Here is a 12,244-nt window from a genome sequence, read left to right on the forward strand (position 1 = left end):
CCGGGGAGAACAGATGCGCAAGGCTTGGCTCGCAGCTTTGGCGGTGGTCCTTGTGGCCACTTCGTGTGCCGCGAGGAACAAGGACGAGGCCGCCACCGAGAACGAGGAAGGCGGCGAGGCCAACACCGAGGAATCGACCTCGGAGCCGACCACCGGCGACAAGTTCGGCGACATGGAGTCGCCCTGCGGCCCGGGTGAGATGACGGTGGAGGAATCCGAGAGCGCGGGCTCCCCTGACAAGATGCTGCTCGGAGTGGCCAACGACCGATCCTCCACGATCCGCCCCGGACTCAACAAGGAACTCTGGGACACCTCCCAGGCGTTTGCCGCATGGTGCAACGCCCAGGGCGGAATCGGAGGCCTCGAGATCGAGCTCGTCGACATCGACGGCAAGCTGCTGGAGGTGGAGGCGTCGATGGCGGAGGCCTGCAACGGCGTGTTCATGCTCGTCGGCGGCGGTCAGGTGCAGGACAACCTGCAGTTCTCCGGGAAGCCCGAATCGGACTTCCACGAGTGCGTGCTCGCCGACATCCCCGGGTTCGCCGTGTCTCCCGAGAAGTCCGAGTCGAACGGCCAGATCCAGCCGATCCCGCACCCGTTGTCGGAGGCTCCGTCGTTGTGGATCCGCCAGTTCCAGCAGCTGCACCCCGAAGAGGCCGAGTCGATGGTGGAGGTCTGGGGCGAGCTGCCCGCCATGGAGACCGTCAAGGAGCAGACTGTCGCGATCTTCGACGCCGAGGGCGTCGAGAACGCCGGCGTGTTCCCGTACCCCGTGACCGGCCTCGCCGACTGGACCCCGCTCGCCCAGCAGATCATCGCCACCGGATCCCAGTCCCTGCACTTCGTCGGTGAGCCGACCAACTTCGCGGCCCTCGTGAAGACGCTGCGCGAGCAGGGCTGGGAGGGTTATCCGGTTGTCGAGACCAACATCTATGACCAGGTGTACGTCGACGCCGCCGGTGCCGACAAGGCTGCCGACACGCTGATCCGCTCGATCTTCCATCCCTTCGAGGAAGCCGACAAGTGGCCGGCAGTGCAGCAGTACATCGACATCCTCAACGACAATGTCGATGACCCCAAGATCGCGCTGCTCGGCATGCAGAGCTTCTCCGGTTGGCTCCTGTTCGCCGACTCCGCCAGGGCTTGCGGTGAGGCCAACGACGGCGTCGTCACCCGGGACTGTGTGCTCGAGACGGCCGCGGAAGTCGATGACTGGACAGCCGGTGGGCTTCACGCTCCGACCAACCCCGGTCCCGAAGGTGGTGGCTCGCCGGTTTGCGGCATGCTCATCCGGGTCACCGAGAGCGGTGAATTCGAGCGGTACTTCCCCGAGATCGGCAGCGAGGACGACGATCTCGACGGCTTCGGTTGCGACGACACCGCAGTGGTGGACGTGCCGGCCAACGCAGGACTCGGCGTCACGAGCGACAAGCAGCCCATCTGAGCTGCAGTCCTGGCGAACCGAGCGCGGCGCGATCCGCTCCGAAGGGGTGACCGCACCGCCTAAGGTTCTCGGACCTGCCAACGGGCGACCCACGAAGCGGACCGGCACGAACCAGTGGACAAGTTCCTGACATTCACAGTCCTCGGACTGTCACAGGCCGCGATCTTCGCGATCGCGTCGAGCGGCCTGGTCGTGACCTACACGACCTCGGGCATCTTCAACTTCGCGCACGGCGCGTTCGGGATGATGGCCGCGTTCACCTACTGGCAGGTCCACGTGTCGTGGGGCGTGCCCACCTGGCCCGCATTCTTCCTGGTGGTGCTGGTGATCGCGCCGCTGTTCGGCGCCGGTGTCGAACGCTTCATCATGCGCGGCATCGAGGGCGCGCAGGAGGTCGTGAAGATCGTGGTGACCGTGTCACTCATGGTCGCGCTCATATTCATCGCCCTGTGGATCTGGCCGGAGGACCGCGCACGACCACTCGGCGCCCTCGTGGAAGGTGGTGACCTCAAGGTGGCTGGGGTCACCCTCACCGGCCAGCGTCTGCTCACCATCGGCATCGCGGTGATCGTGGCGATCGCGCTCAGGTTTATCCTGCGGGGCACCCGCTTGGGCATCGCCATGCGCGCCGTGGTGGACGACCGCTCGTTGTTGCAGCTCAACGGCGGCCGTCCCGGCCGCACATCGATGTTGTCGTGGGCCCTGGGTGCGTCGCTCGCGGCCGTCTCCGGCGTGCTCATCGGAGCCGAGCAGGCCCCATCGGTCATCCCGCTGACGCTGTTGGTGGTCAACGCCTATGCGGCGGCGGTGGTGGGCAGGCTGAGGAGCATCCCGGGGGCGTTCCTCGGGTCGATCATCCTCGGTCTCTCCATCTCCTATGTGGGTGCCTACGTGCCCAGCGACGCGTCGCTCGGGCCCATCGGCCTCAACGGCCTGGCGCGCGCGGTACCGGCGATCATGTTGTTCGTCGTCATCCTGTTGCAGCCCCATGTGCCGTTGCGTGCGCACAGCCTCGACCGTGTTCGCAAGCCCATGCCGATCCCGACCCAGCGCCTGGCGCTGATCGGTGGCACCGTGCTGGTGCTTGCCGTGGTGGCCATCGGGTCACTCATGTCCGGCCCCGACCAGGGCACGATGCTGAAGGGTTTCGGCTTCGCCATCGCGACGCTGTCGCTCGTGCCGCTCACCGGCTACTCGGGGCAGATCTCACTCGCCCAGATGACCTTCGTGGGCATCGGCGCGGTGGTGATGGCCAACTGGGGAGCAAGCGGCAACATCGTGTGGGTGTTGGTGGCGGTCGGCGTTTGCGCAGTGGTGGGCGCGCTGGTGGCCCTGCCTGCGATGCGGCTTCAGGGCATCTACCTGGCCCTCGCAACTGCCGCGTTCGGCATCTTCTGCTTCTGGATGGTGTTCAGCCAGCAGGAGCTGATGACGGGCGGTGTGGCCAATGTGCCCCGCACCACGATCGGCCCGATAGAAGTCAGTTCGAGTTACGGACAGCTGATTGTGCTTGCGGTTGCGTTCGCGCTGATGGCCAACGTTCTCGTGGCGCTGCGTCGCAGCGCCTGGGGTCGGCGGCTCACCGCCATGCGTGACTCACCCGTCGCGTGCGCAACGCTCGGGCTCAATCTTCTGTCGACCAAGGTCGGTGTGTTCGCCCTCTCCGCGGCGATCGCCGGTGCCGGCGGCGCACTTGCCGGTCGCACGTTCGTTGTCGACGAGTTCGGCCTCGACCAGTCGCTGCCCATCACGATGCTCGCCGTCGTGGGCGGGATCGGGTCGGTGGGCGGCGCGTTGCTGGGCGGCCTGCTGCTGGGCGCCCAGCCGATCGCCACCACGCTGCTGGCCGCCAACGCGATCGGCATCTTCGGCTTCGCCAGCGCGTCGGTCACCCAGATCCTGTCCGTGATGCCGGGATTCATGGGTATCAGCCTCGGCCGCAACCCCGACGGGGCGGCATCCGAGATCGGCGAGGCCTACCGCGACTTCTCCAGGTCCAGCGCGGCGATCGTCGCGGCGCTCGTGTCAGCCGGCGCACTCTGGTACGCGGCGCGCACGGACCTGATCGAGAACTGGGGATTCTTCGCGGCGATGGTTGCACTGGCGTTCGGTGTGCTGCCGGTGTTGCCCGCGGTCCTGCCTCCGACGGGTATGAAGCGCGTAGGCCGCACCGTGCCGACCGCCGTCTGGCTCGTGCTGGCGCTCGTGGGCACGGCCCTCATCCCGTGGGAAGACCTCACAGCGTCCAACGGCTTCCGCCTGCTGCTGGTGATCCTGTGGTCGGTGCTCGTGGCCATCACCTCCATCGGCGTGCTCGGGGTCAATCCCACTCCGCGCCAGCTCGGGGACGCACCGTCGCCCGATGACGCAGGCCTCGGGGCGGAGCTGACACGCGCCGACGCACTGGCAGCCGGCACTGCAGTCGGCATCGAGGAGTCCGCCCTGGCGATGCCCACCTCCGAGGCACTCGAGGCCATGGGGCCGCTGGCGGATCCGAACACTGAGGGAGCGGCCCGATGACAGGGCTCGAGGCCTCCAACGTCACCGTGCGATTCGGTGGGCACCAGGCGCTGAGCGACGTATCCGTCTCGGTCGATCCCGGCAGGATCGTGGGGCTGATCGGCCCCAATGGCGCCGGCAAGACGACCCTCTTCAACGCTGTCTGCGGCGTCATCCAACCGGCCGCGGGCACGGTGACCCTCAACGGCCGTGACGTCTCGGCCATGCCCACGCACAAGCGTGCCCGCCAGGGCCTCGGGCGCACCTTCCAGCGCCTCGAGGTGTTCTCCTCGCTCAGCGTCGCCGACAACATCCGCGCCGGGCTCGAGATCCGCCAGACGTGGGCGATGCGCGGCGGTGCGGCGCCGCAGTACCTGGCAGCCGGGCAGGACCTGCCACACCAGGCCGAGGTGGCAATGATCCTCGACCGCCTGGGGTTGTCCGAACTCGCGTCCGTGCCCGTCGGGTCCCTGCCGACCGGGCAGGCCCGACTCGTGGAGCTCGGCCGTGCACTGGCGGCACGCCCACGGGTGCTGCTGCTCGACGAGCCCGCTTCGGGCCTCGACGACAACGAGACCCAGGACTTCGGCAAGCTGCTGCTGGAGTTGGCCGAAGCAGGTCTCGGGATCCTCCTTGTCGAACACGACGTCGGGCTGGTCATGCAGGTGTGCTCGGAGATCTACGTTCTCGACTTCGGCCAGATCATCGCCCACGGTGACCCCGACACGGTCCGCGCCAACGAGGCCGTGGTGGCCGCCTACCTGGGAGCCGGGTGAGCGCCATGGACGCCTCGACACCACTGCTCGAGCTGAAGGGCGTAACCGCCGCCTACGGCACCATCCAGGTCCTGCACGGGGTCGACCTCACGGTCCCGGCCGGATCGGTTGTGGCGTTGCTCGGGCCCAACGGCGCGGGCAAGACCACCACGTTGTCCGTGGCGTGCGGCCTGTTGGAGCCCACGGCGGGCAAGGTGATGATGGCCGGTTCCGACGTGACCGGCGCCCGCGCCGAGGACCTCGCCCGGCGAGGCGTGGTGACCATTCCCGAGGGCAAGGGGATCTTCCCCAACCTCACCGTGCGCGAGAACCTGTTGATGGCCACCTACTCGGGCGTCGACATGGCGCATGTGGAAGAGGTCGCCTACAGCCGATTCCCACGCCTGGGCGAGCGCCGGGGTCAGGTCGCCGGCACGCTGTCGGGTGGCGAGCAGCAGATGCTCGCCATGTCGCGCGGCCTCGCCACCGAGCCGGCGGTGCTGCTCCTCGACGAGTTGAGCATGGGCCTGGCTCCGCTCGTGGTGGAGGAGCTCTACGGGATCGTCGCCCAGATAGCGCGGTCCGGCACCTCGATCCTCGTGGTCGAGCAGTTCGCGCGTACGGTGCTGGGCGTTGCGGACCTCGCTGCGGTGATGGTCAATGGCCTGGTCCGCGCAGTCGGCAGACCCGATGAGATCGAGAACGAACTATCAGCCGCATACCTGGGAGCGTGAGCAACCGTGAGTGACAACCCGACGTCCGACAACCCCGTGCGGATCCAGCAATTCCGTGACGACATGGACCGCATGAACCTGAAGGGCGCAGGAGCCGGCTCGGAGCGTTGGATGCTCGTGGTCGGAACCCTGCTCGCGATCGCGGGCGTACTGCTCGGGATCCTGGGTGCGGTCAACACGATCAACGCCGGTGACTCGCCCACCGACCAGCGCGCCTTCATCGCGTCGGGGTCGTTGCTCGGAATCGTGCTGGTGATAGCGGGCGCCGCATTGTTCGTGCGCTTCTCACTCGGTCGTTTCCTGCGTTTCTGGCTGATCCGTCTCGTCTACGAGGCACGCTCTGACACCGATCGCGTGGTCGATGCGATCGAGCGCGCGTCGGGGCTCGAGTCGACCATTCCCCAGGCACCCACTGCTCCGGCAGCGAATCACGGGACGCAACCAGCACCACCGGCACAACCAGCACAGCCGGCGCCCGCTCAGGTTGCTCCTCCCGCCCAGCAGCAGTGGAATCCGCCGGCCCAGGGTTGATGCGTGACGGATTTGCCCGGTAACGGGACCACCAATAGATTGGGAAAGGTTTCACAAGCGCCTCTCTCCCATGTGGTGCCCTCCCACCAGCCAAGCGGCAGATGACCTCGGAAAACCCCTCCACCCGAACCTTCACCGACGCAGCCCGAAGGAGCACTGGCTCCTTCGAACTCGTGCTCGGCCCGGTGCTCATGGCACTGCTCGGCCTCGTGGTCGACCGCTGGCTCGGTACTGCGCCGCTGTTCATCCTGCTGTTCACGCTCTGGGGAGTGATAGGCGCAGGGGTTTCGCTCTTCTACCGCTACCGCACCCAGGTGGCCTCGGTGCAGGTGGCCCGGGACGACGCTGGCGGTGAGTCGTGACCACGGCCAATGACCCCATGGTGGTGCGCGTCGAGGGCCCGTCGCCCGCGATGGCGGTAGCAGTCGATCTGGCGAAGCGGAGCGTGTGGCTCCTTCCGGTGGTCATCTTCGTGAGCGCCGCGATCTGGGGCATCGATGGGGTGGCCTCCACCCTGTACGCACTCGCGATCGTGGTCGTGAACTTCCTGCTCGCCGGCTGGATGCTTGCCGTGACGGGCCGCATCTCGGCAGCCGTCATGGGCGCAGCTGCCCTGTTCGGCTTCTTGCTGAGGCTTGGCCTCATCTTCATTGCCGTGCTTCTCGTGAAGGACGCCGCCTGGCTCGAGTTGGTGCCATTCGGCATCACTCTGGTAGCCACCCACCTGGTGCTGCTCTTCTGGGAGATGCGCCACATCTCGTCGTCGCTCGCCTTCCCGGGCCTCAAGCCCGGTGACGAGCCCAATCCCTACCTGCCTCAGAAATAGGAGCCCGCTCGATGCTCGCTGCGCTCGCCAACCCAGTCCTGCTCGCTGCCGAAGGTGGCGGCGGGGGCGTGGAGTTCCCGCCGATCAACCTGATCGTGATCTGGCCCTCGTACTTCGGTGGTGACAACTGGTGGGCGTTCAACAAGATCGCCCTGATCTCCATGATCGGCATGATCGCCCCCGTGATCCTGTTCTGGTTCGCGAAGCGCAAGGCCCAGCTGGTGCCCAAGGGCGTGCAGAACGTGGCAGAGACCTCGATCGACTTCGTCGAGGAGCAGGTCGTGCTCCCGGCGATCGGGCCCGATGGCATGCGCTACCTGCCGATGCTGATCTCGATGTTCTTCTTCATCTGGATCGGCAACCTCTTCGAGGTGATCCCCACCGCGCACATGCCGGCAAATGCCCGCATGGCCAATCCGTTGATGCTGGCGCTCGTCGCCTGGGTCATGTTCATCGGGGTGGGTCTGAAGCACCACGGCCTCGGGTACCTCAAGGAAGCGCTGTTCCCGCCGGGAGTGCCGAAGGCCCTGTACCTGCTGGTGACGCCGATCGAGTTCCTTTCGACCTTCATCATCCGGCCCTTCTCGCTGGCAGTCCGACTCTTCGCGAACATGCTGGCGGGTCACATCCTGCTGGTCACCTTCTCGGTGCTCACCATCACGCTGATGGTGGGCAGCATCATGCTCGTCGTGGGAACGCTGAGCTTCGCCATGCTCGTCGCCTTCACCGCATTCGAGTTCATGGTGGCCTTCCTGCAGGCCTTCATCTTCAGCCTGCTCACCGCTGTGTACATAGGCGGCGCACTGCACCCGGCGCACTGAGCCGGGCCCACCAACCGTCCGCAACCACCAACAGATCTGATCACGAGGCCGGCCCAGCCGGTCACCGAACAGGAGAAAGAAACAACAATGAGCGCACTTACCAACGCAGCAGTCGAGGTTCTGCAGCAGTTCCCCGAGGGCATCGACGGTGACGAAGCCAAGTCGATTTCCGCCGCTTCCGGTGCCGGCATGGCCTACGGCCTCGCCGCCATCGGGCCCGGCATCGGCATCGGTTACCTCGTTGGCCAGGCCGTGCAGGCCATGGCCCGCCAGCCCGAGTCGGCCGGTCAGGTCCAGACCACCATGTTCCTGGGCATCGCCTTCACCGAGGCACTCGCCCTCATCGGCTTCGTGGTCTTCATCCTCCTCAAGTTCGTCTGATGTTGGCCTCACTTCTCGCCCTCGCGGCCGAGGGGGATCCCACCGACATCAACCCCGTCATCCCCGACACCATCGGGGAGATCTTCTGGGGTGCGGTGGCGTTCTTCTCGCTGTGGATCCTGATGCGGTACTGGCTGCTGCCACCGCTGCTGAAGGTCCGCGAGGAGCGACGCGCCAAGGAGATCGCAGATCTCGAGGCGGCCGAGGAAGCCAAGGTCGCAGCCGAGCAGGTGCGCCGTGACTACGACGCCACCATCGCCGAGGCCCGCGCCGCGGCAGCGACCGTGCTGGAGGAGGCCCGTGCGGCCGCAGAGCACGAGCGTGGCCAGAAGGTGGCGGCGGCTGAGTCCGAGGTGGCCGAGCAGCGTCAGGCTGCGATGGCCGAACTCGAGGCTGCCCGCGCAGCGGCCATCGGTGCCATGGGCGGCGACGTCGCCGACCTGGCCGTGACCGCTGCCTCGAAGGTCGTCGACGCACCCGTGGAGGCCGGTTCGCACCGCGCCGCCATCGACTCGTTCGTGGAGGAGTCCCGATGAACAGCTTCTTCCTCTTCGCCATCGAGGAGGGTGCCGAGAACGGCGCCTGGTTCCCACACGACATGCGTGAGGTGTTCTGGGGCTCCCTGGCGTTCCTCATCGTCATGGCCCTGCTGTGGAAGTTCGCCAAGAAGCCAGGCAGTGACTTCTTTTCGAACCGCACCGCAAAGATCGCCGACAGCCTGGACGCCGCAGCCAAAGCACGCAGCGACGCCGAGGCCGAGCGCGACCGCATCAAGGCCGCACTCGCCGACTCCGACGCCGAGGCCACACGGATCATCGAGGAGGGCCGACAGTCAGCAGATGCGCTCACCGCTGACATCGCCGCCCGAGCCGAACGTGATGTGGTCTCGGTCAACGAGCGCGCCGAAGTGGACCTCACAGCCACCCGAAACCAGATGGAGGCCGACCTGGCAGGGGAGCTCTCCCGCCTGGCACTCGGCGCCGCCGAGAAGGTCGTCGAGGACGAGCTGGACACTGCGAGTCAGCAGCGTCTGATCGACTCCTACATCAACGACATCGGCTCCCAGAACTGAGACGAGAGATGACCGACACCCGAACCACCGCCTATGCCGAGGCCCTGCTCGCCATCGCACGCGCCGAGGGCGACCTCGACACGGTGGCCGACCAGATGTTCTCCGTCGGCCAGGCCGTCGAATCCGACGAACAGCTCCGCTCGACCGTCACCGACTCCCGCCTTCCGGCGGAGCGGCGGGCGCAGGTCATCGAGGACCTGCTCGACGGCAAGGCCTCTGCCCTCACCACGGCGCTCGCGTCGATGGTCGTGGCGGTCGGCCGCGGTTCGGAGCTGCCGGCCATCGCCCGCGAGATGAGCCGCATCGCGGCCGAGGGCACCGGCGCAGTAGTCGCTGAGGCCCGTTCCGCGGTCCCGCTCACCGACGAGCAGATCGCACGCCTCGAAGAGGCGCTCACGGCCAAGCTCGGCCGCCAGGTGAGCGTCCGCAACATTGTCGACCCGACCGTAATGGGCGGGGTCGTGACCCAGATCGGTGACGAAGTCATCGATGGTTCGGTCCGCGCCCGCCTCAACCAGCTTCGTGAAGCCTTCTAGGAGCAGCTGTGGCTGAACTGACCATCAACACCGGCGATATCACCGCCGCAATCCGCAAGAACCTCGACGGCTTCACCGCCGACACGAGCCTGACCCAGGTCGGCCATGTCGTCGAGGTCGGCGACGGAATTGCCCGAGTGTCGGGCCTTCCCGACGCAGCAGTGAACGAGCTGCTCGAGTTCGAGTCAGGCGTTGTCGGCCTCGCACTCAACCTCGACGAGGAGTCGATCGGTGCCGTTGTGCTCGGCGAGGTCGAGTCCATCGAAGAGGGCCAGACCGTCAAGGCCACCGGCGACATCCTGTCGGTGCCCGTCGGTGACGGCGTCCTCGGCCGCGTGGTCAACACGCTCGGCCAGCCCGTGGACGGCAAGGGAGCGCTCACCAACACCGAGCCCCGCCGCATGGAGATCCAGGCTCCCGGCATCATGGGTCGCAAGCCCGTGCACGAGCCGATGCAGACCGGCATCAAGGCGATCGACTCCCTGATCCCGGTTGGCCGTGGCCAGCGCGAGCTGATCATCGGCGACCGCAAGACCGGCAAGACCACGGTCGCCATCGACACGATCCTCAACCAGCGTGGCCTCGGCGTGAAGTGCATCTACGTCGCCATCGGCCAGAAGGCCTCCACCGTCGCCCAGACCGTGGCGACCCTCGAAGAGGCCGGTGCCATGGAGTACACGGTGGTCGTGGTGGCCCCCGCTTCGGACCCGGCGCCGTTCAAGTACCTCGCCCCCTACGCCGGCTGCGCCATGGGCCAGCACTGGATGGAGAACGGCGAGCACGGTCTCATCGTCTATGACGACCTCTCCAAGCAGGCCGAGGCGTACCGCCAGGTGTCGCTGCTGCTGCGCCGCCCGCCGGGCCGCGAGGCATACCCCGGCGACGTCTTCTACCTGCACAGCCGCCTGCTCGAGCGTGCCGCAAAGCTCTCCGACGAGAACGGCGCAGGCTCGCTCACCGCGCTGCCGGTCATCGAGACCAAGGCCGGTGACGTCTCGGCGTTCATCCCGACCAACGTGATCTCGATCACCGACGGCCAGATCTTCCTGCAGGACGACCTTTTCAAGTCGGGTGTGAGACCTGCTGTCGACGTTGGTATCTCGGTGTCCCGAGTCGGCTCGGCCGCGCAGATCAAGGCGATGAAGACCGCTGTCGGCACGCTCAAGTCAGATCTGCAGCAGTTCCGTGAGCTGGAGGCGTTCGCAGCCTTCGGTTCCGACCTCGACGCAGTGTCGAAGGCCCAGCTCGAGCGTGGCTACCGCCTCACCGAGCTTCTCAAGCAGGGCATCAACTCCCCCATGCCGGTCGAGGACCAGTGCGTGGTGATCTTCGCAGGCACCCGCGGCTACCTCGATGACATCGAGACCGAAGACGTGTCCCGGTTCGCCGACGGCCTGCTCGAGTGGTTCTCGACCCGCCACGGCAACGTCCTCGACGGGATCCGCGAGAGCGGCAAGCTCGAGGACGAGGATGCCTTCGAGGAGATCATCAAGGCCTACGCCGAGCAGTTCGTCGCTTCGACGGTGGAGGGCGCCGCGCCCGACGCCGAGGACCAGGGCGACGCCGAGGCGACGGTGAAGCGCGGCACCCGTCACCTTCCCGAGGAAGAGATCGAGCGCGACGGTGACTCCGACGAGGCTGGGGCCTGATCGATGGCAGGCGCACAGGAACGGGTACTGCGACGCCGCATCGGCAGCGTCCAGAACACCAAGAAGATCACGCGCGCAATGGAGCTGATCGCGGCCACCCGCGTCGCGAAGGCCCAGCAGCGCGCCAATGAGGCCCGTCCCTACGCAGAGCACATCACCACCGTCATCCAGGACCTCGCCGCCGGCGGCGCAGAGGTCGACCATCCGCTTCTGCGGCCAGTCGAGGACCCCAAGAAGATCGGCGTCGTCTGCATGGCGGCCGACCGCGGCCTGGCAGGTGCGTTCAACTCATCGGTGATCCGCACCGCTGAGCGCGAGGTGCAGGCAGCCCGCTCCGAGGGCCGTGACTACGCACTGGTCACCGTCGGGCGCAAGGCCGAGGCCTACTTCAGCTTCCGCAACTACCGGATCGACGCCCAGTTCGAAGGTATCTCCGACAAGCCGACCTTCGAGGACGCCGCAGCCGTTGCGGCCCGGGTCAGCGACCTGTTCATCAACGGCGGTTGCGATCAGATCCTGCTCGCGTACACGCGCTTCATCTCGCTCGGCTCCCAGGAGCCCGTGGTGCGCCGCTTCCTGCCCCTCGAGCGCGAGGAGAGGATGGCCGAGGGTGGCGACGCCGGTGCGACCGCCGGCTTCGAGTTCGAGCCCTCGCCCGCACAGGTGCTCGAGTCACTGCTTCCCCGTTACGTGGAGGCCCGTCTCTTCGCCGCCTTGCTCGACTCCGCGGCTTCCGAGCACGCCTCGCGCCAGCGGGCGATGAAGGCCGCCACCGACAACGCGGAGGAGCTCATCGTGAAGCTCACCCGCAAGATCAACCAGGTCCGCCAGGACGCCATCACCACCGAGATCATGGAGATCATCGGCGGTGCCGAGGCGCTCTCGGAGGACCGCGGCGACCCCGAAGACCTGATTCTCGACCACATGTTCTCAGACCCGTTCCCGAAGCACATCGGGGATCACGTACGTCACGTGATCGGGCACGATTCGTTCTGA

General features: G+C 66.9%; 14 protein-coding genes. All 14 read left to right on the forward strand.

Annotated features, from left to right (window positions below; genetic code table 11):
* Nucleotides 1–13 precede the first annotated feature (13 nt).
* On the forward strand, nucleotides 14–1,444 hold the full coding sequence (locus GY812_00600; GenBank protein ID MCP4433984.1) for an ABC transporter substrate-binding protein: 1,431 nt from the start codon (nucleotides 14–16) through the stop codon (nucleotides 1,442–1,444).
* 114 nt (nucleotides 1,445–1,558) lie between these two features.
* Nucleotides 1,559–3,964, forward strand: coding sequence for an ABC transporter permease (locus GY812_00605; GenBank protein MCP4433985.1), 2,406 nt, complete (start codon nucleotides 1,559–1,561; stop codon nucleotides 3,962–3,964).
* Nucleotides 3,961–4,719, forward strand: coding sequence for an ABC transporter ATP-binding protein (locus GY812_00610; protein MCP4433986.1), 759 nt, complete (start codon nucleotides 3,961–3,963; stop codon nucleotides 4,717–4,719). The genes GY812_00605 and GY812_00610 overlap by 4 nt, the downstream gene beginning before the upstream one ends.
* 5 nt (nucleotides 4,720–4,724) lie before the next feature.
* Nucleotides 4,725–5,432: an ABC transporter ATP-binding protein gene (locus tag GY812_00615; GenBank protein ID MCP4433987.1), complete on the forward strand. Its 708-nt coding sequence runs from the start codon at nucleotides 4,725–4,727 to the stop codon at nucleotides 5,430–5,432.
* A 6-nt stretch (nucleotides 5,433–5,438) separates the two neighbouring features.
* Nucleotides 5,439–5,963 (forward strand): hypothetical protein, encoded by a 525-nt coding sequence (locus GY812_00620; GenBank protein MCP4433988.1) that lies wholly within the window; start codon nucleotides 5,439–5,441, stop codon nucleotides 5,961–5,963.
* A gap of 101 nt (nucleotides 5,964–6,064) precedes the next feature.
* Nucleotides 6,065–6,325 carry an AtpZ/AtpI family protein gene (locus tag GY812_00625; protein MCP4433989.1) on the forward strand — a complete coding sequence of 87 codons (261 nt, stop codon included), beginning with the start codon at nucleotides 6,065–6,067 and terminating at the stop codon, nucleotides 6,323–6,325.
* Nucleotides 6,326–6,342: 17 nt separating this feature from the next.
* A complete protein-coding gene (locus tag GY812_00630) occupies nucleotides 6,343–6,789 on the forward strand; it encodes an ATP synthase subunit I (GenBank protein ID MCP4433990.1) in 447 nt (148 codons plus the stop codon).
* 11 nt (nucleotides 6,790–6,800) lie between these two features.
* Nucleotides 6,801–7,610 (forward strand): F0F1 ATP synthase subunit A, encoded by an 810-nt coding sequence (gene atpB, locus GY812_00635; protein ID MCP4433991.1) that lies wholly within the window; start codon nucleotides 6,801–6,803, stop codon nucleotides 7,608–7,610.
* An 87-nt stretch (nucleotides 7,611–7,697) separates the two neighbouring features.
* Nucleotides 7,698–7,991, forward strand: coding sequence for an ATP synthase F0 subunit C (atpE, locus tag GY812_00640; GenBank protein ID MCP4433992.1), 294 nt, complete (start codon nucleotides 7,698–7,700; stop codon nucleotides 7,989–7,991).
* Nucleotides 7,991–8,527, forward strand: coding sequence for a F0F1 ATP synthase subunit B (atpF, locus tag GY812_00645; GenBank protein ID MCP4433993.1), 537 nt, complete (start codon nucleotides 7,991–7,993; stop codon nucleotides 8,525–8,527). The genes atpE and atpF (GY812_00645) overlap by 1 nt, the downstream gene beginning before the upstream one ends.
* Complete coding sequence (atpF, locus tag GY812_00650; GenBank protein MCP4433994.1) at nucleotides 8,524–9,063, forward strand: F0F1 ATP synthase subunit B; 540 nt, start codon at nucleotides 8,524–8,526, stop codon at nucleotides 9,061–9,063. Before atpF (GY812_00645) ends, atpF (GY812_00650) begins: the two co-directional genes overlap by 4 nt.
* An 8-nt stretch (nucleotides 9,064–9,071) precedes the next feature.
* Nucleotides 9,072–9,599, forward strand: a complete 528-nt coding sequence (gene atpH, locus GY812_00655) for an ATP synthase F1 subunit delta (protein MCP4433995.1) — start codon at nucleotides 9,072–9,074, stop codon at nucleotides 9,597–9,599.
* A gap of 8 nt (nucleotides 9,600–9,607) precedes the next feature.
* Nucleotides 9,608–11,248: a F0F1 ATP synthase subunit alpha gene (locus GY812_00660; protein ID MCP4433996.1), complete on the forward strand. Its 1,641-nt coding sequence runs from the start codon at nucleotides 9,608–9,610 to the stop codon at nucleotides 11,246–11,248.
* A gap of 3 nt (nucleotides 11,249–11,251) precedes the next feature.
* A complete protein-coding gene (locus tag GY812_00665; GenBank protein MCP4433997.1) occupies nucleotides 11,252–12,244 on the forward strand; it encodes a F0F1 ATP synthase subunit gamma in 993 nt (330 codons plus the stop codon).

The sequence above is a fragment of the Actinomycetes bacterium genome, from assembly GCA_024222295.1.
GTDB lineage: Bacteria > Actinomycetota > Acidimicrobiia > Acidimicrobiales > Microtrichaceae > JAAEPF01.